Annotated in this window: 19 protein-coding genes; 5 read left to right on the forward strand and 14 right to left on the reverse strand. The window is 63.2% G+C overall.

Features of this window, described 5'->3' with window-relative positions:
• Positions 1–247 precede the first annotated feature (247 nt).
• The 3 genes from KUV86_RS14055 to KUV86_RS14065 all read left to right on the forward strand — a co-directional run bounded on the left by KUV86_RS14055 (position 248) and on the right by KUV86_RS14065 (position 2,898).
• Positions 248–1,021 (forward strand): TSUP family transporter, encoded by a 774-nt coding sequence (locus KUV86_RS14055; protein WP_206944170.1) that lies wholly within the window; start codon positions 248–250, stop codon positions 1,019–1,021.
• A gap of 231 nt (positions 1,022–1,252) precedes the next feature.
• Positions 1,253–2,149, forward strand: coding sequence for a sugar nucleotide-binding protein (locus tag KUV86_RS14060; protein WP_206944168.1), 897 nt, complete (start codon positions 1,253–1,255; stop codon positions 2,147–2,149).
• On the forward strand, positions 2,146–2,898 hold the full coding sequence (locus KUV86_RS14065; protein ID WP_222239069.1) for a lysophospholipid acyltransferase family protein: 753 nt from the start codon (positions 2,146–2,148) through the stop codon (positions 2,896–2,898). Before KUV86_RS14060 ends, KUV86_RS14065 begins: the two co-directional genes overlap by 4 nt.
• 107 nt (positions 2,899–3,005) lie before the next feature.
• On the opposite strand, the gene KUV86_RS14070 is transcribed toward KUV86_RS14065, so the two are convergent.
• The 3 genes from KUV86_RS14070 to fabA form a co-directional block, all read right to left on the reverse strand.
• Positions 3,006–3,767 carry a M48 family metallopeptidase gene (locus KUV86_RS14070; RefSeq protein ID WP_222239070.1) on the reverse strand — a complete coding sequence of 254 codons (762 nt, stop codon included), beginning with the start codon at positions 3,765–3,767 and terminating at the stop codon, positions 3,006–3,008.
• A 264-nt stretch (positions 3,768–4,031) separates the two neighbouring features.
• Complete coding sequence (gene fabB / locus KUV86_RS14075; RefSeq protein ID WP_222485211.1) at positions 4,032–5,249, reverse strand: beta-ketoacyl-ACP synthase I; 1,218 nt, start codon at positions 5,247–5,249, stop codon at positions 4,032–4,034.
• A gap of 13 nt (positions 5,250–5,262) precedes the next feature.
• Positions 5,263–5,778 (reverse strand): 3-hydroxyacyl-[acyl-carrier-protein] dehydratase FabA, encoded by a 516-nt coding sequence (fabA, locus tag KUV86_RS14080; RefSeq protein ID WP_206944160.1) that lies wholly within the window; start codon positions 5,776–5,778, stop codon positions 5,263–5,265.
• A gap of 224 nt (positions 5,779–6,002) precedes the next feature.
• Between fabA and KUV86_RS14085 the strand changes: the two genes are divergently transcribed.
• Positions 6,003–7,862: a putative bifunctional diguanylate cyclase/phosphodiesterase gene (locus KUV86_RS14085; RefSeq protein ID WP_206944158.1), complete on the forward strand. Its 1,860-nt coding sequence runs from the start codon at positions 6,003–6,005 to the stop codon at positions 7,860–7,862.
• On the opposite strand, the gene KUV86_RS14090 is transcribed toward KUV86_RS14085, so the two are convergent.
• From KUV86_RS14090 to KUV86_RS14135, 10 genes are all read right to left on the reverse strand, one after another.
• Positions 7,819–8,367 carry a DUF2878 domain-containing protein gene (locus KUV86_RS14090; RefSeq protein ID WP_261397648.1) on the reverse strand — a complete coding sequence of 183 codons (549 nt, stop codon included), beginning with the start codon at positions 8,365–8,367 and terminating at the stop codon, positions 7,819–7,821. The genes KUV86_RS14085 and KUV86_RS14090 overlap by 44 nt on opposite strands.
• A 2-nt stretch (positions 8,368–8,369) precedes the next feature.
• The gene (locus tag KUV86_RS14095) at positions 8,370–9,638 is read right to left on the reverse strand and encodes an SAM-dependent methyltransferase (RefSeq protein ID WP_222485213.1); all 1,269 of its coding nucleotides are present in this window, start codon (positions 9,636–9,638) and stop codon (positions 8,370–8,372) included.
• Positions 9,639–9,724: 86 nt separating this feature from the next.
• Complete coding sequence (locus KUV86_RS14100; protein WP_206944152.1) at positions 9,725–10,534, reverse strand: DUF1365 domain-containing protein; 810 nt, start codon at positions 10,532–10,534, stop codon at positions 9,725–9,727.
• Entirely contained in the window at positions 10,531–11,862 is a 1,332-nt protein-coding gene (locus KUV86_RS14105) for an NAD(P)/FAD-dependent oxidoreductase (protein ID WP_222485214.1), read from the reverse strand. The genes KUV86_RS14100 and KUV86_RS14105 overlap by 4 nt, the downstream gene beginning before the upstream one ends.
• On the reverse strand, positions 11,859–12,671 hold the full coding sequence (locus KUV86_RS14110) for an SDR family NAD(P)-dependent oxidoreductase (RefSeq protein ID WP_222164134.1): 813 nt from the start codon (positions 12,669–12,671) through the stop codon (positions 11,859–11,861). Before KUV86_RS14110 ends, KUV86_RS14105 begins: the two co-directional genes overlap by 4 nt.
• A gap of 68 nt (positions 12,672–12,739) precedes the next feature.
• Entirely contained in the window at positions 12,740–13,180 is a 441-nt protein-coding gene (locus KUV86_RS14115) for a nuclear transport factor 2 family protein (protein ID WP_222485215.1), read from the reverse strand.
• Positions 13,181–13,211: 31 nt separating this feature from the next.
• Complete coding sequence (gene phrB, locus KUV86_RS14120) at positions 13,212–14,639, reverse strand: deoxyribodipyrimidine photo-lyase (protein WP_206944144.1); 1,428 nt, start codon at positions 14,637–14,639, stop codon at positions 13,212–13,214.
• Between the two features lie 190 nt (positions 14,640–14,829).
• Positions 14,830–15,741 (reverse strand): MerR family transcriptional regulator, encoded by a 912-nt coding sequence (locus KUV86_RS14125; RefSeq protein WP_206944142.1) that lies wholly within the window; start codon positions 15,739–15,741, stop codon positions 14,830–14,832.
• Positions 15,742–15,901: 160 nt separating this feature from the next.
• Positions 15,902–16,288 (reverse strand): sirohydrochlorin chelatase, encoded by a 387-nt coding sequence (locus tag KUV86_RS14130; RefSeq protein ID WP_206944141.1) that lies wholly within the window; start codon positions 16,286–16,288, stop codon positions 15,902–15,904.
• A gap of 96 nt (positions 16,289–16,384) precedes the next feature.
• Complete coding sequence (locus tag KUV86_RS14135) at positions 16,385–17,407, reverse strand: NAD(P)/FAD-dependent oxidoreductase (RefSeq protein WP_222485216.1); 1,023 nt, start codon at positions 17,405–17,407, stop codon at positions 16,385–16,387.
• A 176-nt stretch (positions 17,408–17,583) separates the two neighbouring features.
• Here KUV86_RS14135 and KUV86_RS14140 point away from each other — a divergent pair, with 176 nt between their 5' ends.
• Positions 17,584–18,498: a TIGR01777 family oxidoreductase gene (locus KUV86_RS14140; RefSeq protein WP_222485217.1), complete on the forward strand. Its 915-nt coding sequence runs from the start codon at positions 17,584–17,586 to the stop codon at positions 18,496–18,498.
• Positions 18,499–18,596: 98 nt separating this feature from the next.
• On the opposite strand, the gene rapA is transcribed toward KUV86_RS14140, so the two are convergent.
• On the reverse strand, positions 18,597–21,566 hold the full coding sequence (gene rapA, locus KUV86_RS14145) for an RNA polymerase-associated protein RapA (RefSeq protein ID WP_222164128.1): 2,970 nt from the start codon (positions 21,564–21,566) through the stop codon (positions 18,597–18,599).
• Between the last annotated feature and the right edge of the window lie 127 nt (positions 21,567–21,693).

Here is a 21,693-nt window from a genome sequence, read left to right on the forward strand (position 1 = left end):
ATGTCACTTTAGGCGAGCGAGCCCCCGGTGCAAAAGAGCAGACTGCTCCATGGCGAGCAGCCAAAGGTCGCTAGCGTCAGCCTTTCATGAGCGGTGCCGATGGACCACTCGGGTCACCAGACATGACCCTGGTCGATGGGCCTCGGGAGATTGGGACACAAGGTCGATACAGTGAGCGGGCTACTGATTTTTGCCCACCAACTCCGTACAGTGATAGCTCCCCTGGACGCAATGGAGTGCCCGCGACGTGGCCGGTCTCGAATGGTACCAATATGCCCTGATTGGGCTGATCTTCTGCTGGAGCGGCTTTGTGCGCACCAGCCTTGGCTTTGGCGGTGCGGTGCTGGCGCTGCCATTTCTGTTGCTGGTACTGGATGAGCCGCTGGTCTTTCTGCCCATAGTGGCGGTGCATCTGTTGATCTTCTCCAGCTGGATCGCCTGGCGCGGCAGTCGCCAGATCAAGCAGGAGGCGGGCGGCGAGCACAGCAATATCGACTGGCGCTATTTAAAGCGGGCGCTGTCGATCATGATCATCCCCAAACTGATAGGCGTCGTCGGATTGTTGACGTTGCCGGCAGAGCTGATGACGGCGGTGATCTTCGTGATCGTCATCATCTACGGCGCCAGCTACGCCCTGAACCGGCCGTTTCGAAGTCGCAGCAAGGGCGTCGATGTCGCCCTGCTGGCGCTGGGCGGGTACGTGAGCGGCACGTCGCTGATCGGGGCGCCGCTGATCGTGGCCGTGTTCGCCTCCCACGTGGCCAAGTACCAGCTGCGCGATACCTTGTTTGTGCTGTGGTTCATCCTGGTGGTGATCAAGATGGTGTCCTTCATCATCGCCGGTGTCGACCTGCAGCTGGAGCACCATCTGTGGCTGCTGCCCTGTGCTCTGGTGGGGCACGTGTTGGGCGAGCGAGTGCATCAGGCACTGCTGGGAGCGCGTTCCGAGGTGTTCTTCCGGGTGCTTGGCGTGGTGCTGGTGGTCGTCAGCCTGGTGGGGCTTGCCACCAGCCTCGGCTGAGCGCCGCTTGACCGCCAGATAGCTTCATGAGCAGGTCTGCAAGCCGTCCATACGCAGGTGATGTGGAAGACACCGCCGAGGACGGCAGCGCCTGCCATGGGAGGGGCGCTGTTTCACCAGCAGTTGGTGTAGAATGTGGCCTTTTGGTGCTGCCTCGTCGAGGGAGTATCCGCCGTAACGCCAAGGGTATCGTGCAGACCTGCACGCTGCCCTCATGGACGAGGAGTCGTCGTGAAGCTGCTGATTCTGGATGCGGGGCATTGCCTGTCGCTGGCCCTGGCACGGGAAAGCAACCGGCGCGGTGATACGGAGCTGGTGATCGATCCTGCCACCCGGGTGGGAGCGGACAAGCTGCGGGCGATTGCGCCCGATGCACTGATCATTCCACCGTTGTCGCGCCCTTTCAGCGTGCCCCCCGCCGCCGTGATGGAACACGCCGAGGCTGTCGAGGCCTGCATGGAGGCCTGTCGCGATGTCGGTATTCCTCTGGTCTGGTGCGTCTCTGACCAGTTGTATGAGGACGGTCATGCCTCGCCGATCGACGAGCATGTCATTCCGGCCCCTCGCGATGAAGGCCTGCGTCGCCTGGTGACCGCAGGCGACCGAATCCGGGCAGAGTGCCACCAGCACCTGATCGTGCGCGTGGGCCCGATGTTCGCCCTGGAAGGCAGTCACGCCTGGTTGGGCGAGCTGCTGGATACCTTGATCAGTGGTGGCGTGGTACGTGCCGAGACGGATGTCACCCTCTGTCCCACCTCCGCCGATGCAGTGGCCATGGCACTGATAGGCATGCTCCAGCAGCAAGCCTGCGGCGCGGATGCCTGGGGCAGCTATCACCTGGCAGGTGTCGAGCCGGTCAGCGCCTACACCTTTGTCTGCATGGTGCGTACCCAGCTGGGGACGCGGCTTGAAGGGCAAGGCGAGCAGATTGCGTTGGGCGAGGTCAAGGCGCTGAGTCATCACCACGATCAGCCGTTACGCCGCGTCCTCAATTGCCGTCGGGTGCTGGAGGTGTTTGGCGTGCATCAGAAGCCATGGCGACTGGAGGTGGGCCGCATGCTCGACACCTGGTGCCAGGCGCGTGATGATGCCGCCGCCATCCAGGACAAGGGGGACGCAACCCCATGAACGTGCTGCGCAGCGTCATCTTCTACATCGGCTACTTTGCGGCCATGCTGGTCTGCGGCCTGCTGTTTCTGCCTCCTGCCCCCCTGCTGCCACTGCGTTCGCGCTACCGGCTGCTGAATCTCTACAACCACTTCATCATTGCCTGGTTCCGCCTGGTATGTGGCGTGCGCTACGAGATGCAGGGGCATGAAAATCTGCCCGACGGCCCGGTAGTGATTCTGTCCAACCATCAGTGCGAGTGGGAGACCGTCTACCTTCAGCTGCTCAAGCCTCCGGTCTGCACGGTACTGAAGAAAGAGCTGCTCAACTTCCCGATCTTTGGCTGGGGCTTGCGCCTGCTGCACCCTATTGCACTGGATCGCTCCAAGCCGGCTCGCGCCATGAAGCAGGTGCTCAGCCAGGGTGGACAGCGTCTCAAGGAGGGGCTTTCCGTGCTGATCTTCCCCGAAGGCACCCGGGTCGATCCTGGCAAGCGCCGCCGCTACAACAAGAGCGGTGCGGTGATCGCCTGTCGTGCAGGAGTCCCCGTGGTGCCCGTTGCACATAATGCGGGGGAATGCTGGCCCGGCCGAGACTGGGTCAAGCGTCCTGGTCGTATCTCACTGGTGGTGGGTGAGCCGATCGCCACACAAGGGCGCACCCCTGATGAAGTGCTGGCAGACACCGAGGCCTGGATCGAGGCGACACTTGCTGAGATATCCAGCGTGCCTCGTCCCCACCAACCGGCTTCGCGTACCGAGACCGCTTGAGACCTGGTGACGGTGCGTCTGAAGACACGACAAGGCCTCTTCCCGGCGTGGGAAGAGGCCTTGTCGGTTAAGCAAGTAGTACCAGTGAGGCCGTCAGCGTCGCCGGCCTAGCCGTTGGCCAGACGCTCGCGGATGTTGTCGGCGCGATCCTTGGAGCCCGGGTGTGACGACATCAGGCTGCTCTCGCCGCCGTCCATGTCGGCGAATTTCTCGAAGCCCGTCAGCAGGCCTTCGCGTGGAATGCCACGATCAGTGAGCAGGTCAAACGAGAAGTTGTCAGCGTCGCTCTCCTGGCTTTGGGAGAACTGCGCGTTGATGAACTTTTCACTCAAATCGCCCAGCTGCGAGCTGGACAGGGCGGCTACCGCACCATTGCCGGATGCGGCCATGGCGTCGCGGGCGATGGAGGTCGCGTAGGCGGTCTGCATGGCCTTCTTGCTGTGGCCTAACGCCACATGGCCGAGCTCATGGCCCAATACCCCCTCGATCTCGTTGTCGGTCATCATGTCCATCAGACCGCTGTAGACGCGCACACAGCCGTTGGCCATGGCCCAGGCATTGATGTCGTCGGTCATGTAGACCTTGTAGCTGACCGGGATGCCGTCGATCTGGTGACCCAGGTTGTCGGCGATGCGCTGCAGACGCTGGGCATACTCGGAGCCGGGAGTGGCGATGGCGGATTCGGCATCCATCTGCTCACAGGCTTGAGCGGACATGGCCTGGATCTCCTCATCGCTGATGGTCGCAGCGTCGAAGCCGGCGAGGCCGGTGCTGATCATGTCGTCAGTGGACATGTTTTCACAGCCAGAGAGGAGGAGACTGCAGCCCAGGGTGGCAACGGTCACAGACAGGGTATGACGGAGATTCATGAGCATCTTCCTTGAGAGAGGCATCCAATGGCGCCGCTGGTGACGCGCTGCAGAAGCCTTGGGGCGGCGCCGACGGAAGGAAGTGTAAACATGGCCCCAGTCGACCGCTCAACCACTCTGGCGATGCCTGTTTGCTGTGAGCTAGTTTGTAGTTAATCGAGCAAAATATAAGAGAAAGTGTGTCCATCCAGCGAAAAAACGGCGCCCAAAGGCGCCGTTTTTTGGCTTCTTGCTATCCGTCGTGATGACGGCTTAGAGGAAGTATCAGTCGCTGTAGCGCTGAAGTACCAGGCAGGCATTGGTGCCGCCAAAGCCGAAGCTGTTGGAGAGCACCCGGTCAAGCTTCACGCCATCGCGGCGCTGAGTGACGATGTCGAAGCCCTGGGCTTCATCGTCCAGATCACTGACATTGGCGGAGGCAGCGATGAAATCGTTCTCCATCATCAGCAGCGAGTAGATCGCTTCCTGCACCCCGGTGGCGCCCAGCGAGTGCCCGGTCAGTGACTTGGTGGAGCTCATCGCCGGAGTGCTGTCGCCGAACACTTCGCGCACCGCCTTCAACTCGGCCACATCCCCTACCGGCGTGGAGGTGCCGTGGGTGTTGATGTAGTCGATATCGCCGTCCACGGTGGCCATGGCCTGGCGCATGCAGCGCACGGCGCCTTCGCCGGAGGGAGCCACCATGTCCTTGCCGTCGGAGGTGGCGCCGTAGCCCACTACCTCGGCATAGATCTTGGCGCCACGGGCCTTGGCGTGTTCGAGCTCCTCGAGTACCAGCATGCCACCGCCACCGGCGATGACGAAGCCATCGCGAGACTTGTCATAGGGGCGAGAGGCGGTTGCCGGAGCGTCGTTGTAGCTGGTGGACAAGGCGCCCATGGCGTCGAACAGGCACGATAAAGTCCAGTGCTCTTCTTCGCCGCCACCGGCAAAGACCACGTCCTGCTTGCCGAGTTGAATCTGTTCCATCGCTGAGCCGATGCAGTGTGCAGAGGTCGCACAGGCGGAAGAGATGGAATAGTTGACGCCCTTGATCTTGAACGGGGTCGCCAGGCAGGCGGACACGGTGCTGCCCATGGTCCGGGTGACACGGTAAGGACCAACGCGGCGCAGGCCTTTCTCACGCATGACATCGGCGGCTTCCACCTGGTTGGCGCTGGAAGCACCGCCGGAGCCGGCGATCAGGCCGGTACGTTCATTGGAGACCTGCTCCGGGCTGAGGCCAGAGTCTTCGATGGCCTGAGCCATGGAAACATAGGCGTAAGCAGCGGCATCGCCCATGAAGCGGCGCAGCTTGCGGTCCACCAGGGAGTCCAGGTCGATATCGACCACGCCCGCCACCTGGCTGCGGAAGCCGCGCTCGGCGTATTCTTCCTTGAAGCGAATGCCGGATTGGCCGTTCTTGAGTGCCTCGAGTACCTGCTGCCGGTCATTGCCCAGGCAGGACACGATACCCAGGCCGGTGACTACCACTCGTCGCATGGAAGCCTCCTGATCAGAAATTCGCGGTGGAGGTGAACAGGCCGACGCGCAGGTCATTGGCCTGATAGATATCGCGGCCATCGACGGAGACAGTGCCGTCCGCCATGCCCAGAATCAGGCGGCGGGTGATGACGCGCTTGATATTGATGCGATAGGTAACCTTCTGGGCTTCAGGCATGATCTGCCCGCTGAACTTGACCTCGCCACAGCCCAGTGCCCGGCCACGTCCGGGATGGCCGAGCCAGCCAAGATAGAAGCCCACCAGCTGCCACATGGCATCGAGGCCGAGACAGCCAGGCATGACGGGGTCACCCGGGAAATGGCAGTCGAAGAACCACAGGTCGGGGCGGATATCGAGCTCGGCGATCAGTTCGCCCTTTCCGTACTCGCCACCCTCTTCGTAAATGCGCGTGATGCGGTCGAGCATCAGCATGTTGGGGGCCGGCAGCTGGGCATTGCCCGGGCCGAACAGCTCACCGCGGCTGCAAGCCAGCAGTTCATCGCGATCAAAAGAGTGTTGCTTGGTCACTGGAGCGTTCCGAGAGTCGAAGTGATGTACGCCGCGTACGGCAATCTGCCGCCACGCGGCCTGCCTAGTCTACTGTTCGTGGGGGCCGAATGCACCCCGTGGACCTTCGATCATGGTCGTGGTTGCTCGGAAAAGGAATCTTGCACTACAGATTTCCTACTGTCGGCCGATAACGATAGGACAGCAATTTCGCCTGTTCTCTCCAGCGGGAGTCCGTATCGACCATGTGGCCTCGTCTCTCCTTTAACCGCCCGCTGATCTGGCTCGGGCTCTGCGCCATGTCGGCGATTTTATGGCTGCCCAGCGTGTCGTTGCGGCTCGGTGCCGTCGTACTGATGGCAGTGGCGCTGTGGGATGGCTGGCGCCAGATCAAGCTCGAGCAACGCCGCGCGCGGCTGACCGAGCAGGTGATGCGTCAGTCCGGCGAAGCGGTGATGATCACCGACGCCCAGCATCAGATACAGGCGGTCAATCCGGCCTTCACCGAGCTATCGGGCTATGAGCTGACAGAGGTTCAGGGGCTGAGCGCCAGCAATCTGGCGGCGGCGCGGCATGACAGCGCCTTCTTTGAACGTTTCTGGCAGGCCTTGACCAGCACAGGTCATTGGGAAGGTGAGCTGTGGCAGCGGCGCAAGGATGGCAATGAGTATCCGATGTGGCTGGAGGTTCAGGTGATCTCCGATGCCCGCGGCCATCCCGAGCACCACATTGCCACCTTCACCGACATATCCCTGCGCAAGGCGCGAGAGCAGGACCTGCGACGCATCGGGCGGGAAGACCCGTTGACCGGCCTGCCCAACCGTTTTCGGCTACATGAGCTGCTGTCTTCTCGTCTGCGTCACCTGCGAGCAGGAGAAAGCCTGGACCTGGCCCTCATCGATATTGACGGCTTTCGCGAGATCAACGAGAGCCTGGGCGTCAGTGCCGGAGATCGCCTGCTTGCGCGTTTCGGCAAAAGATTGGCCGGTCATGTGGCCGGGGGCGTGGTCGGTCGACTGGGCGGAGATGAATTCATGGTCCTGCGTACCACCACGTACGATGACCACGAAGGCTGGATCGAGGGATTGAAGGCCCACCTGGGGGAGCCGTTTCAGATCGACGGAAGCACCCTGCGCCTGGGCATCACCATTGGCAGCTGTCGTGCCCCCGAGGACGGTGACAATGATGGTGTGCTGTTCCAGCGACTGGAGTCCGCGCTGGTCTCCGCGCGGCGACGCGGCGGCAATCTGTGCCTGAGGTTTCGGCCGGCATTGGACGTCAGCGACAGCCCCAACCTGGCGCTGCTCAATGACCTGCGCGAAGCCCTCGCTCAGGGTGGCCAGCTGGAGCTTCACTATCAGCCCCAGCATCGACTGTCCGATGAGGCCATGGTCGGCATGGAAGCCTTGCTTCGCTGGCGCCATCCACGCGATGGGCTGGTGTCACCGGCCGAGTTCATTCCCCTGGCCGAGCGTCACGGCCTCATGGCCCCCCTGGGGGACTGGGTGATCCACCAGGCGCTGACACAGCTCGCCCATTGGCGCTCGCGTGGACTGCCGCTGTTGCCGGTATGGATCAACATTTCGGCCATGCAGCTGTTCCAGGGGGACCTGGAAAAGACCCTTGCCACAGGACGCGCACGCCACGAAGTCGACTCTCACTGGCTGGGGCTGGAGCTGACCGAGTCAGTGCTGCTGGATGATCGTGGCGGCGACATCGCGCCCAGGTTGGAGCGCTTGAGGGATCTTGGGCATCGTATCGCCATCGATGACTTCGGTACGGGGTATTCGTCGCTGGGGTATCTCAAGGAGCTGCCGCTGGACAAGCTCAAGCTGGACCGAGCCTTCGTCAAGGCGCTGCCCCATGAGACCGCCGACGCCGCCATCGTCGATGCGGTGATGGCCATGGCCAGGGGACTGGGCCTGGAGGTGGTGGCAGAGGGGGTGGAAACCGCCGAACAGCGTGACTATCTGCGGCAGGTCGGATGTGATGAGGTCCAGGGCTACTTCTACGCGCGACCCATGCCGGCCCATGAGCTGGAGGCGCTATGGCGCGAGAGCGTCAGTCAGCCGCTGGAGAGCGGTTCTCGCCAGGCGGTGGCGTGAGGTATCCACGGGCCGCCGCCAGGCTGACCGTCAGGCAGATCAGCGCCCAGATGACGGCCTGGCTCGGCAGTAGCCACGGGGCTAGCGCTACCCCTGCCAGCTTGGCGCCGCCGAAATAGGACAGCGGGGCACTGATGGCTCCTCCCAGCACTGCCAGCCAGGGACGCGCCCACAGCCAGTAGAGCGAGTGATGAATCAGCATGGCGAAAAGAGGCCACAGCCACAAAAGCCACAGCGCCAGTGGTCCCACCCGGACGTCTTCAGGCGCAAAGCGATAGCCCCCCAGCAGCGCCAGGCTACCGTCGATGGCAAGCCCCATCAGCCCGAAGATAACCAGCCAGCGCCACTCCCCAGGGCGCGCCATGCAAAGGAGATGAGCCGCGAGCACCACGCCGCCGACGATGCCGCCCACGCCCGCACCGCCGATGACGCAGGCCAGCCAACCCAGCTGGAAGCCAGCCGCATTGAGCGCAAGCCAAGGCCAGGTTGTCCGAGAGCGGGCCAAGATTACGGCCTTCCGAGCCGGGTCGGAGGGCGCGCATCGGGCTTGGCCAGCAGCAGGTGACAGGTGCTGATGGTGCGCTCCAGGAAGGCGGCTTCGCAGTAGCATAGGTAGTAGCGCCACATGCGAATGAAGCGCTCGTCATAGCCCAGCCGTGCGACACGATCCAGATTGGCTTCAAAGCGGTGGCGCCACTCGCGCAGGGTGCGAGCATAGTGCATGCCGATATCATCCAGATCGATCAGGTTCAGGGACGTGTGTCGCGTCAGCTGGGTGAGCAGCACGGTCGGTGAAGGCAGGAACCCCCCCGGAAAGATATAGCGCTTGATGAAGTCCATCTCTTTGCGCGCTGCCTCGTAGCGCTGGTCCCGCACGGTAATGGCTTGCAATAGCACCAGCCCGCGTGGGGCGAGCAACGTATCGAGTGTCTTCAGGTACAGCGGCAGGTAGTCGGCGCCGACGGCCTCGATCATTTCCACCGAGACGATCCGGTCATAGCGACCGCTCAGTTCCCGGTAGTCCTGTTTCAACAGCGTGACCTGGTCGTCCAACCCCTCTTCGGCCAGTCGACGCGCCGTATGCTGATACTGTTCCTCGGAGATCGTGGTCGTGGTGACGCGGCAGCCGCGGGTTTTGGCGGCATGAATGGCCAGCCCGCCCCAGCCGGTACCAATCTCGAGAAGGTGGTGATGGGGCTGCACATCCAGCTTGTCGAGCATGACGTCCAGCTTGTGGGTCGAGGCTTCCTCCAGGCTGGCATCCGGGCTTGGGAAGACGGCGCTGGAATACATCCAGTGCTCGCGGTCGAGGAACGTCTCGAACAGGTTGTTGCCGATGTCGTAGTGCGCCGCGATGTTGCGCTTGGCGCCCTTGCGGCTGTTGCGCTGCAGTCGCAGCAGCCCCGACAGCAGGAGTCGGCCAAGGCTGGCGACCCCCCTTTCCACGTCGTCATTGACCTGATCGATGTTGAGGGCGAACAGGCGAATCAAGCCGACCAGATCGTCAACGTCCCAATCGCCTTCCATGTACGCTTCCGCAGCACCCACCGAGCCGCCCATGGCCATACGCTTCCAGGCGCGACTGTGACGCACCACCAGAGTAACGGACAGCTCGCCGTCCTCGCCGAGAAGGTGGCGTTCGTGACCATCGATGAGCGTGATGTGGCCGTGCTTGAGCTTGGCCAAGTGGCCCAGCACGCGAGGCTTCAGCCAACGCGATAGTCTGCCTTCTTCGCTGCTGGCGATAGCGTGGTGCTGTGTTCTCAGGGTGGTCATGTCCTGGACTCCTTGGGCTAACCGAGAGCCGCTTGACGGGGGCGGCGGTGCAGTGTCGCTGGCGCTGGACTGGCGTGTGGTCAAGGTCATGACTGACTCTCCCTTGGCTGAGGCGTGGCACCCTCTGCGGGGGGCGGATGATCGTGCAAGGGAACGCCCTTGAGCCACAGCTTGAGCGCCTCCCAATGGATGGCGGCCAGTGTCTTGGTGGCCATCCAGGGCTGGCGTGCCAGCGTCGACATGAGGGCACCGCGCGTAGCAGGCTGGCCCTCCAGGGTGAGCGTGGCATCAAAATGGCGCTGCTCGTCTCGCCAGGTTTCCATGTGCATGAACAGCGCCTCTCCGGGACTGTTGAAGCGCCAGTGATAGGTCATGCCCATGGGCAGGAAGGGCGAAACGTGAAGGTCCTTGTCGAACGCCGCGCGATGCGTGTGGCGGCTGCCATCCACTGCGCTGGCGTATCGGGTTCGCTCTCTCCAGGGGGTATTGGTGACCTCTCCCAGCACCGCGCCGAGCCGTTCCTCTCCTGTCTCGTCGGCAGGGTGATAGAGGTAGTAGAGCGATATGGGATTGAAGCTGACCCAGGGCGACGACAGTTGCGTCAGCAGGGTGACGCGTCCCTCTGGGGCGGCTCCAAGACGCTCGCGCACCTCTTCTCTGGCTGCCTCTGCCAGTGACAGTTGCTGGCCTCGGGCGGGCAGGTAGTCTTCCCGGCGGAAACGTGCCAGTGCGGGCCGCCTGGCACTGAAACCGGGCACACCATCGAACAGTGCGGGGAGCTCATCCAGGTCCAGCAACGCCATCCACACGCGATAGTCGAAGGAGTGCTGGCGAGGCAGAAAGCGGCGATGACGCAGGGTGCCACGATAGATGCGCGAGCGCGGCGTCGTGATCATGTCGTCGCCTCCCTGAGTCGCTCATGGTCGAGCTCGTCACAGCCCAGCGCCTGGGCCACCCGCAAGGCGCTCCAGACGCCATCTTCATGGAACCCATGACGCCAGTAAGCTCCGCAGAAGTGGGTACGACCCTTGGTGCCGGAAATCTCGGCGTGGCGACTCTGGGCCAGTGCACCTGCCTGGGTGAACTGAGGGTGTGCGTAGGTGAAGCGTCCAAGTACCTTGTCGGCGGCGATGCTGTCGCTGTCATTGAGGGTCACACAAAAGGTATGCGGCGCCTCAAGTCGTTGCAGGATGTTCATGGCGTAGGTAACCGAGACGTTCGCGCTGTCGGCGCGGCCATCAAGACGGTAATTCCAGCTGGCCCAGGCGCGTGACCGGCGTGGCAGCAGCCGAGTGTCGGTGTGCAGCACGACCTCGTTGTCGGCATAGGGCAGGGCGGAAAGTATCTCGCGCTCCGCCGGGCTCGGATCCTCCAGTAGTGCCAGGGCCTGGTCCGCATGACAGGCCAGGACCAGCTGGTCGAAGCGCTCTTCGCCGCTGTGCGTGCGGATGACGACGGCATCGGCTTCCCGGCGAATGCCACGGACGGGAGTGGCCAGCCGGATGCTGTCGGCGTAGGGCGCAGTCAGGCGGTCAATATAGGTGCGGGAGCCGCCCTTGATGGTGAACCACTGAGGCCTGTCGTTGATCGATAGCAGCCCATGGTGATGAAAGAAGCGCAGGAAGAAGCGCGTCGAGAAAGCGCGAATGTCGGCCAGGCTGGCGGACCAGATCGCGCCGCCCATGGGCAGCAAGTAGTGGCGCTGGAAGTCTTCACTAAAGCCTTCGCGGTCCAGGTAGTCGCCTAGCGGCAGCAGCAGCGGGTCAGGATCTGCATTTGCGTCATGGTTGGCAAGGTCATGAATCGCCTGGCGGTTGAAGCGCACTATCTGTCCCAGCAACCGGTAGAACGAGGGTCGCAGCAGGTTTCGGCGCTGGGCGAAAAGCGAGGCCAAGGTGTGGCCGTTGTATTCGAAGTCGACGTCAGTGCGATGCACCGAAAAGCTCATTTCGGTGGGCTGGTAGGCAACGTCGAGATGATCGAGCAGGCGCTGGAAGTGCGGGTAGGTCCTGTCGTTAAAGACGATGAACCCGGTGTCGATGGCGTAGTCTTGACCGTCCACCTCGACATCGACGGTAGCCGTGTGGCCGCCCAGGCGGTCCGCTGCTTCAAACAGGGTGACCTGGTGACGGGCACTCAGGTAGCGGGCCGCTGATAGCCCGCTGATGCCGCCACCAATCACTGCAATACGTTGTGCGTGTGGCCCGGGTTCAGGTCGGGTCATCCGTCGTTCTCCTGCTGTGAAGACATCTCGGTATCGTGTTCGCGTCGCACCAGCCGCTTGCCGATCGCGACCCTCAGGCGCAGGGGCATGACGCCCAGCAGCTTGACCAGGTAGGTAAAGCGGCGAGGGAAGTGAATGTCTCGGCGGCGCGCCGAGAGTCCCTCGAGAATGGCCTTCGCGGCCTTTTCCGGGGTCACGGCCATGGGCATGGGGAAGTCGTTGCGCTCGGTCAGTGGGGTCTTGACGAAGCCAGGGTGAATGACGCTGACATCAATCTGCTGATGGGCCAGGTCGAGGCGCAATGATTCGCAGAAGTAGGTGAGCGCCGCCTTGGAGGCGCCGTAGGCTTCGGCCCTGGGCAGGGGAAGATAGGCCGAGGCGCTGGAGGTGACGGCGATCAGCGGGCGTGAACCTTGGTCGCGGGCCTGATGCAGCAGCGGCAGCGCCGCTTCCAGTGCGTGAATGGTGCCAAAGAAGTTGGGATCGAAATTGTCTCTTACCAGCGAGGTATCGACGCGACCGCCGTCCAGGTAGACGCAGGTGCCGGCATTGAAGATCACCATGTCGAGGCCATCGAAGGCATCAGCGATGACGGCTGCTGCGTCCTTCATCGCCTGCAGGTCGGTGACGTCAGCGGGCACCAGCAGTGCGTTGTCGCGCTGGCCGGCCAACGTTTCAAGGCCTGAGCGGCTGCGGGAGGTCAGTGCCACCCGGTGGCCATCGTCCAGCAGGCGCTGTGCCAGCGCTTCGCCGATGCCTGAAGTGGCACCGGTGAGCCATATGCGCTGTGGGTTGGGGTCGCGAGCCATGTCATCCTCACTGTTGCTGGTACCAGATGCTGCTGACTGCCAGCTACGTGGGATGGCTGGTCAGGGTTTCAACCTGCCGCGATACGCTTGATTCGGCGAACCAGCATTCCCACTAGGGGCAGGCGTTCGTACAGCAGTGCTCCGGCGTCGAAATAGTCCTGATGGCGAATCACCTTGCCGCCTTCGCCGGAGGCAAAGATCAGCGCCGAGCAGCCCTCCACGGCGATGGGTTTCCCCCGTGCCAGGCGCCGATGCTGCAGTGTCATGGTCCAGGTCACGAATCCATGTTGTCTCTCACGCACACCATGCCTGAAGTCGAACTGGCACGTGATCACGTTGGCATACATGGCATCGAAATCAGCCTTCAGGTTGTTGATGCCGTTGACCCGGTGGAGCGGGTCGATGAACACGATGTCATCAGAATATATACTGTATAGCTTTTCTGTACAGGTTTTGTCCAGCTTACTGAAGGTGTCGCAGAAGGCTGCCAGCTGCGGGTCGTCGATCATCGTGGTCTCCCTGTCGGTGCTCGCGTCTGCCCTAGTCATCCTTGGACAATGACTTGAAGGCCTCGAGCGCTCGTTCGCGAGCCGCCTTGTGCTCGACAATCGGTCGAGGATAGTCGTTGCTGCTGAGGAGGTCCGAGGATGGGGCGTGGCGCTGGCGTGCCGGGAGGTCAGCCAGCTCCGGCAGCCAGTGGGCAATGAAGTTGCCGTCGGGGTCGAAGCGTTCGGATTGTGTCGTGGGGTTGAAGATGCGGAAGTACGGGGCGGCATCGGTGCCCGTCGAAGCAGCCCACTGCCAGCCTCCGTTGTTGGCCGCAAACTCCCCGTCGACCAGGTGTTCGAGGAAGAAGCGCTCGCCGCGGCGCCAGTCGATCAGCAGGTGCTTGGTGAGAAACATGGCGGTCACCATGCGCAATCGGTTGTGCATCCACCCGGTCGAGACCAGCTGGCGCATGGCGGCGTCGACCAGAGGGTAGCCGGTACGCCCTTCACACCAGGCGGCGAAATCATCGTCGGCGTCGCGCCACTCAAGGGCTTCTGTATGACGTTGGAAGGCGCGGTATCGACAGACCCTGGGGAAGCCCACGGCCACATGCTGGTAGAACTCGCGCCAGATCAGCTCGCTGACCCAGGTCGTCAGGCCCTTGTCGCCATCGCTCAGGCTGCCGTCATTGATCGAGATGACGGCCTGCATGCACTGGCGCCAGGAGATCATGCCCATGGCCAGGTAAGGAGACAGCTCGCTGGTGCCTCGCTTGGCCGGGAAGTCGCGGTCCTCCTTGTAGCGTTTTCCAGGGCTGCTGATGGATCCGCTCAGGAAGGCCGATAGACGGTCCGCGGCAGCCTCTTCTCCTGCCGGCCACCGGCGGCCATCGACCGCCTTGTCATCGTAGCGAGTGCGCTGACGGGCTGTTGCTGACACTTCCACCGGTGATTGCTTGGCAGGCGCGTCCAGCACCTCGAGGCGTTCGCTGCTGATGGCCTTGTGCCAGGCTTTCGAGAAGGGGGTAAACACGCCATAGTAGTCGCCCTTGCCGGTGAGCAGCTCGCCTGGGCTGAAGGCCACTGCATCGCGGAAGGCACGCACCTCCAGGTCGCTGTTGTCGCCAGCCTCCAGTACCGCCTGGTCACGTTGCCATTCGTCCAGCGGGTACTCGCGATTGAAGTACAGCGCATCTGCGCCGAGCTCGTCGGCCAGGCGCATCAGCGCCTCGGGCGCTTCCTTGAAGGTGGGCGTGTCGAGCTGGATCAGCGGGATATTGCGCTGTGCCAGGGATTCTCCCAGTGCTTCGACACCGCGCGCGATGAAGTCGAGCTTGTTGTCTCCATGTCCGTGTTCGCGCCATTGCTCCTGGGCGTGAAGAAATACCGCGATGACGGGACCCCGCTGGCTGGCATGGAACAGGGCGGTATTGTCGTGGACTCTCAGGTCCGTTCGGAACCAGACCAGGGTGACAGGCATGGAGTGGCCTCCTCGTGTTGAAGGATCGGTCATGGAGGGTTGGGCGTCGGCAGACGATGGCTGGCCGGACGTTGGAGCACTAGCGAGGAGGTCTGGCGAGAAGCGTTGGGCGGCGCTTCTCGCCTACAAAGGGGCGCCCTCTGATGGATCGGTATGGATGATCCGGTGTTGATGGACCAGTACTGTTGGATCAGTGCTGGCGGATCAGCGGCCTCAGACGATCAAGCGCCATGGGAATGTCGTCACCCAGCACCTCAATCTCGCTATCCTGCAATTCAGCGGCCCTGATGCGCGCAACGGGACCACACAATGCCAGCGTGGTATCGAGCTGCTCGGCCAGGCGCGGCAGCAGTCGGCGCACCACGTCTGCACGCTCTGCCTTGCCACTGCACAGCACCACTGCGCCAGGACGCAGGCGCTCGAGAGCCAGGGGCAAGTCGGTGAAGGGGAGAGGATCATCCATCAGCACAATGCGATAGCCCCTCTCGCTGGCGGCCAGCGCCATCATCAGCGTCCATAGCGCGCCATCATCGTCAGGCAAGGTATCCAGCAGCAGGGTGGGGCCGCGGGCGATTCGGTTGGCGTGAAACAGCCGAATGCCGATACGGGTGCGCAGGAAGCTCTCCAGTGTGCGTCGCTGCAGCGCGGCACCCAGCTGTCCCTCCCAGCGCTCTTCGAGTTCCAGGATCACCGGCTGCCATAGCTCGGTCAGGCAGGTACCGACCGGATACAGCGCCAGTGCCTGCTGATAGAGGCTGTCCAGGTGGTCCATGTCCAACGCGTCGACCGCACTCAGTACCTGCCGGCGTTGACTTGGCCAGTCGCCTGCCGCGGTGGGGGCAGGTTCGGCCGGCTCGGGTTGCGCCAGCAGGTCCTTGACCTGACTGACGGGCACGCCGCGATTCAGCCATTGCAGGATGCGCTCGACCCGCTCAATGTCCTCGCGGGCGTACAAGCGGTGCCCCTTGGGCGTGCGACGGGGTTCTATCAACCCATACCGTCGCTCCCAGGCGCGCAGGGTCACCGAATTGACCCCGGTTAACCGCGAGACTTCGCGGATGGGGTAGAGAGGAGATTCGGTGGGGGGCGCCGTATGACTCATGGGGGCCTCGATGCGTGTCCTGTTGCGAAGTAAAAGCGCGAAAGCGCCGTGTCCTTTGAACCTGCTGGATCAAATCGACGGTACAGCCAGTGCCGAGCTGTACAGACGGTACAAAGTGTACAACAGCTTTACTGCTTTTCGCTCACGCTGTTTGCATGTGTTACTGGTCCGCGTCGAGCGATTCCCCGACCTGATCCGCGACCGCACTGGCCAGCGCTTCGACGAAGGCCGGGTGTTCGCCAACCGGTGGAAGCAGTGTCAGCGACAGCTGGTCGTGCTCCGCCTTCAGGGCGTCGATCTGCGCGGGCACATCCTTGCGCAGATGGCGGCCAGCGGCGAAGAACAACGGCAGTACTTCGATCTGGTGAATGCCGCCCTCGCTCAGCTCCGCCACGGTGGCTTCCAGGGATGGCTCGCACAGCTCCATGTAGGCCAGCCGGATGGGCGTTCCCAGACGTGGCACCAGCGCATCGCGGAATTGCTCGAACGGGGCTCGCCACTTGGGGTCGCTGGATCCGTGTGCGAGAAGAATCAGGGCGTATGACATGAACGGATTCCTGTTAAAAAGCGATGATCGCGTGGTATCTGCCGGTGAGCAGCGTGCCGAAAATGTTGCGGTATCCCGCTTCGGTTCGCCAGACGTTCATGGCGCGCCCACCAGCGACACGAGGCGTTCGGCGGCATGGCTGCCGGATAGCCAGGCATCTTCGATGCGCCCGCCTCGGCAGCCATCACCGGCCAGTACCAGGCCGCTGTCGCCGATGCGGTGGTCTTCCTCACCGAGGCAATTGACTGCGTTGGCGTAGCGCCAGCGATGGGCACCCCCCAGGGTGCTATCGGGCAGTGTGGTTGCCGCTGGCAGTCTATCGGTGAAGGCGTCGAGCAGTCGCTGGGCGATCGATGATGCGTCATCTTCGAGATGCTGTTGGCTCCAGCTCTGGGTGGCCAGTAGTACCACGGTTTCTGCCGCTTCATCTCTGCCGGGTTTGGTGTTGTGGCGAATCGCCAGGCGTATGGGGCCTTCGTCGAAACGGGCCACCGGCCAGCCTGGGTCCACCCCGGGAAGGGTTAGCGGTGCGTCGAACGTGACCCAGGCACTCCAGCAGGGCTGCATGTCGATCTCCGAGCATGCGGCGGCCAGCGCCGGATCATGAGGTCGCAGCAGCGGCGTTGCCTGGGGAGCCGGCGCGGTCACGACCACGTGATCGAAGGGGCCATGGAGATCCTGATGGTGATCCTCCAGCCACCAGCCATCTAAGCGTTCGTGCAATTGGGTGATGCGGATGGAGGGGATCAGCTCTTCCCCCGTCGCCAGGTGTCGAGTCAGGGCGCTCATGCGTGGGGTGCCGCAGTAGCGTGATTCGTCGTCCTGATGCGAGCGCCATTGGCGCTCATGGTCGACGCAGTACAGCATGCTGGGCCAAGGGGCCACGATGTCAGCCTCACGCCAAGTGTCGACAGCGGCCTGGAAGTCGGGATGTCGCGCCGTGAAGTGCTGAGCGCCTAGGTCCAGAGACTGTTCACCTTGTCGCCTGGAACCTGCACGGCCACCTGGACCGCGTCCCTTGTCGAAAAGGACGGCGCGGTGACCCAGTGCTGTCAGCCGATTGGCACAGGCTAGCCCGCTGATGCCTGCTCCAATGATGGCAACTTGTCGTCGCATCATGTCCGACTCCCAAGCTCGGCGTGTTGTGATATGACCTAAGCGTACAAATGATGTACAACTTGAGTCAAATAAACTTCTCGACCAGCCGTGAGCGCAACGTCTAGGCTGATGAGAAGCGCAGGTGCGCAGCCGTCAGCGCTGATCGCACATCTTTGAGGGATCAACGAGAGGTGTCCATGAGAGTATTGATCACGGGTGGCAGTGGCTTTGTCGGGCAACGTCTATGTCGCCGGCTGGTCGACAATGGCCATCGGGTGCAGGTGGTGTCGCGCGCGCCAGCCAAGGCGGCCAAGGCCTTGCCAGAGGGCGTCGATGTGCGCAGCAGTGCCTTGGACTTCGTCGACAAGCCCCCTGCTGCGCTGGTCAATCTGGCCGGTGAGCCGATTGCGGACAAGCGCTGGAGCGATAGCCAGAAAGAGCGGCTCATTGACTCTCGGGTGAACGCCACCAAGGAGCTGGTGATGTTGTGCGAGCAACTGTCCCAGACCGCAAGCGCTCCGCAGGTACTGGTCAGTGGCTCGGCCATGGGCTACTACGGTGATCAGGGCGGGGGCGATGACGCTGCGCCAGTGACCGAGCAGACGACACCCCATGATGAATTCGTCCATCGCTTGTGCCAGCGCTGGGAGGATGCGGCAAGGGGGGTAGAGGCCTATGGGGTACGCCTGGCCATCCTGCGAACTGGCCTGGTGCTGGATCAGGGTGGGGGCATGCTCAAGAAGCTACTGCCGCCCTTCAAGCTCGGGCTGGGCGGACGGCTGGGCAAGGGGGATCAATACATGCCGTGGATCCACCGCGAGGACTTGGTGGAGATGCTGCTGTGGTTGATCGAAAAGCCCCATCTGTCGGGTCCCTTCAATGGCAGTGCGCCGCAGCCGGTGACCAATCGTGAGTTTATCCGGGCCATCGGTCGGCATCTCAAGCGCCCAACGCCCTTTCCGGTTCCGGCGCTGGTGCTTGAGACGTTACTCGGAGAGATGTCCAGGCTGCTGCTGACGGGCGCACGGATGGTGCCTCAGCGCTTTGAGGAGGAGGGCTTCACCTTTCGTTACCCGACCTTGGATCAAGCGCTGGAGGATATCCTCGCCTGATACCACCAGGCCCCGACCACGCGGTGAGGGGCCCGGCGGCCCTGGCAGGCCGCCAGGGAGGCGCTGGTGCATTCTCGAGCGCTGTGGTGCCCGCCGGGTCAGCGGGTATCGTCGTCGATGGTCACAATCACGCGTACCGCGTCGAGCCTTAACCGGGTGCCTTCGATGGCCTGATCCAACGCCTGACGTTCCTCACGCAGGGCGGTGATTTCATCCTCGCGCACCGATGGATTGCGTCGTGCCAGGGCTTCCAGTCGCGTCAGCTCGTTGTCCAGACGCTGACGCATGCGTACCTGGGCGGCTTCGACGATCGTCGGCAGCTCGCGCTGGGCCTCGGCTTCGGCGCTGTCGAGCAGGTCTCTCAGCTGGTCGTGGCGGCTCTTGATCAGGTCTCGAGCCACGGCTTTCTTGACCTTCTTCAGGTTCTTCGACAGACCCGTGAAGGACACCTTGTCGGTCAGGTTGGCGCCTGATTCGTCAAGCAGCACCCGCACGGCGGTGGGGGGCAGGAAGCGGTTGAGGTGCAGTCGCTTGGGGGCCGGGCAGTGGGTGCGGAAGACCAGCTCCGCCATCAGCCTGCCCGCCGGAATCGCCGGGTGCTTGAGCAGTGCCAGTGCGGTGTTGCCCATGGCGCCGTCGAGAATGCGCCCCATCATTTCGCGCACCAGAGGGTGCTCCCACGACAGTCGCTGGACGTCGTCCCTGGCCAGAGCCCGCGAGCGGGAAGTGGTCACGGTAAAGCCTTCTTCCCCCTTCACCAGCCCAGGTAGGCCATCCAGCATATGAGGCCCGGGGGTCAGCAGCGTCAGATCGTTGCCCAGTTCCTTGCTGTCGACGCCGAAGATGTCCAGCGCCTGATCGAGGTAGCGCGGCAACGCACGGTCTTCATCGAGCTCGACAATCGCTTCGCGCACGGCTTCGACCCGCTCCGGGCGACAGGCGTTGAGCTCCAGCAAGCGGTTGCGGCCCGCATCACGCTCTGCCAGCTTGGCGTCGAACAGCGCGCGTGTCTCAGTGATGACGTCGTCCAGAGCCTCGTCATCCAGCAGGCTTTCGGCCAGGTCATCGCCGAAGGCATCGAACAGCTCATTGCCAAGTCCGTGGGGCGCGCTGAAGGCATCCATGCCCTCCTGGTACCAGCGCAGCAGCTTCTCGCCGGGGCTACCCTCGAACACGGGGACATGAATCTCGATGGCGTGGCGCTGGCCAATACGGTCGAGGCGACCGATGCGCTGTTCGAGCTGATCCGGGTGCAGTGGCAGGTCGAACATCACCAGGTGACGGCAGAACTGGAAGTTGCGGCCTTCGGAGCCTATTTCAGAGCAGACCAGCACCTGGCAGCCGTCTTCATCGTCGGCAAAGGCGGCGGCGGCGCGGTCGCGCTCCACCAACGACAGATCCTCGTGAAACACCGGAGCCTGGACACCGCCGAGCACTCGCAGGCCATCGGACAGCCCCTGCGCGGTTTCGCGATCATGGGCAATCACCAGCACCTTGTCATCGCCCATCTCGGTCAGGCGTTCCAGCAGCCAGGTCACGCGTGGGTCGAACTGCCACCAGGGCTCTGCGTTGAGCGGATCCTCGCTCAGTGCGCTGTACATGCCATCCAGGTAGATCATTACTTCGGGATGATCGAGCCCGGTCTCGATCAGCAGCTCGTCCAGATAGTCTTCATCGCGGCCAAGGCGGCGCAGCACGCGACGGTAGGAGGACGGCAGCTCAAGCTTATCCACGTGCAGGCGGCGCTCGGGGAATCCACCCACATGGCGGCGGCTGTTGCGGAACATCACCCGCCCCGTGCCGTGCCGGTCGAGCAGTTGGTCACGTAGCTGGGCGCTCGCCAGCTCGCGCTGTTCGCTGCTGCTTTCGGGGTTGGATAGCGTCGCCAGCAGGGCCTGGCTGTCGCTGTCATCGGCGACGGCCCCGATCGCGTCGCGGGCACTGGCATCCAGGGCGTGCTCCGAGCTGCCGGCAAGTGCGTCGATGGCTTGGGCCACGGCGACATAGCCTTGTTCTTCGGCGCGGAAGGCGTCGAGATCGGAATAGCGGTCACGGTCCAACAGCCGGAGGCGTGCGAAGTGGCTGGCCAGTCCCATTTGCTCCGGAGTAGCGGTCAGCAGCAGCACGCCCTCGGTGGCATCGGCCAGACGCTCGACGCAGGCGTAGCCCGGGCCGACCTCCGGCTCGCTCCCCTCGTCCTGTTGGTCCTGGTCATGCCACTCAAGGTGATGTGCTTCGTCGACGATCAACAGGTCCCACTGGCAGGCTTCCGCCTGGCTCTGGCGGTGAGGGTTGGCAAACAGCCAATCCTGGCTTGCCAGTACCAGCTGGCCAGCATCGAAGGGATTGCTGTCACCGTGGGCCTGGCTCTGCTGTTCGTCGAGCAGGGTCACCGATAGCGAGAAGCGGCGCAGCAGCTCCACCAGCCACTGATGGGTCAGGCTCGCCGGCACCAGGATCAGCGCGCGCTCGACCCGGCCAGTCAGCAGCAGGCGGTGCAGAATCAGCCCAGCCTCGATGGTCTTGCCCAGCCCCACCTCATCGGCCAGCAGCACGCGTGGCGCCTGGCGGGAGGAGATCTCGTCGGCAATGTAGAGCTGATGCGGAATCAGGTCGATGCGCGGCCCGGCCAGGCCGAGTGCCGGATTCTGCTCCACCCGGTGGTGGTGGTGCAGGGTACGAAAACGCAGGTCGAACCAGTCGTTGCGATCGACCTGGCCGGTCAGCAGGCGGTCACGGGCCTGGTCGAACTGCATGCTGTCGGCCAGACGGGCCTCCGGCAGCTCGCACAGCTCGCCAGCGTCGTCCTCGCCGATGTAGACGATCAGTCCATCGATTTCCTTGGTATCGTCCACCGTCATCTGCCAGCCCTCGGCAGACTGGATGCGGTCGCCGCTGCCGAAGGCGACGCGGGTCAAGGGCGCGAGACGGGTACTGTAGGTGCGGGTTTCCTGGCTGGCGCCGAAGAGCACGGTGACGCTGCGCGCGTCGCAATTCAGGATAGTGCCCAGGCCGAGTTCGGCCTCGCCGTCGCTGATCCAGCGCTGGCCGGGAGAGAAGTCGCTCATGATGCCTCGGGAGATGCGTCGTTACGGTTCGTGGTCGCGGGCCGGGCCCGCCGCCGACAGGGCGCGGTATCTTACAGCAATCTTCAGTCTGGCTTAAGCGCGATTGTCGCGCCGGGGATGACTTTGC

Origin of the sequence: Halomonas sp. DP8Y7-3 (assembly GCF_019801675.1) — a bacterium.
Taxonomy (GTDB): domain Bacteria; phylum Pseudomonadota; class Gammaproteobacteria; order Pseudomonadales; family Halomonadaceae; genus Halomonas; species Halomonas litopenaei_A.

What these genes read in the sequence shown, in the direction of transcription:
- KUV86_RS14100 (WP_206944152.1), bottom strand. Translation starts at nt 10,534, where the DNA reads ATGATCACGACGCCGCGCTCGCGCATCTATCGTGGCACCCTGCGTCAT.
- KUV86_RS14115 (WP_222485215.1), bottom strand. Translation starts at nt 13,180, where the DNA reads ATGATCGACGACCCGCAGCTGGCAGCCTTCTGCGACACCTTCAGTAAG.
- fabB (WP_222485211.1), bottom strand. Translation starts at nt 5,249, where the DNA reads ATGCGACGAGTGGTAGTCACCGGCCTGGGTATCGTGTCCTGCCTGGGC.
- KUV86_RS14140 (WP_222485217.1), top strand. Translation starts at nt 17,584, where the DNA reads ATGAGAGTATTGATCACGGGTGGCAGTGGCTTTGTCGGGCAACGTCTA.
- rapA (WP_222164128.1), bottom strand. Translation starts at nt 21,566, where the DNA reads ATGAGCGACTTCTCTCCCGGCCAGCGCTGGATCAGCGACGGCGAGGCC.
- phrB (WP_206944144.1), bottom strand. Translation starts at nt 14,639, where the DNA reads ATGCCTGTCACCCTGGTCTGGTTCCGAACGGACCTGAGAGTCCACGAC.
- KUV86_RS14125 (WP_206944142.1), bottom strand. Translation starts at nt 15,741, where the DNA reads ATGAGTCATACGGCGCCCCCCACCGAATCTCCTCTCTACCCCATCCGC.
- KUV86_RS14085 (WP_206944158.1), top strand. Translation starts at nt 6,003, where the DNA reads ATGTGGCCTCGTCTCTCCTTTAACCGCCCGCTGATCTGGCTCGGGCTC.
- KUV86_RS14070 (WP_222239070.1), bottom strand. Translation starts at nt 3,767, where the DNA reads ATGAATCTCCGTCATACCCTGTCTGTGACCGTTGCCACCCTGGGCTGC.
- KUV86_RS14135 (WP_222485216.1), bottom strand. Translation starts at nt 17,407, where the DNA reads ATGATGCGACGACAAGTTGCCATCATTGGAGCAGGCATCAGCGGGCTA.
- KUV86_RS14095 (WP_222485213.1), bottom strand. Translation starts at nt 9,638, where the DNA reads ATGACCACCCTGAGAACACAGCACCACGCTATCGCCAGCAGCGAAGAA.
- KUV86_RS14105 (WP_222485214.1), bottom strand. Translation starts at nt 11,862, where the DNA reads ATGACCCGACCTGAACCCGGGCCACACGCACAACGTATTGCAGTGATT.
- KUV86_RS14130 (WP_206944141.1), bottom strand. Translation starts at nt 16,288, where the DNA reads ATGTCATACGCCCTGATTCTTCTCGCACACGGATCCAGCGACCCCAAG.
- KUV86_RS14065 (WP_222239069.1), top strand. Translation starts at nt 2,146, where the DNA reads ATGAACGTGCTGCGCAGCGTCATCTTCTACATCGGCTACTTTGCGGCC.
- KUV86_RS14110 (WP_222164134.1), bottom strand. Translation starts at nt 12,671, where the DNA reads ATGGCTCGCGACCCCAACCCACAGCGCATATGGCTCACCGGTGCCACT.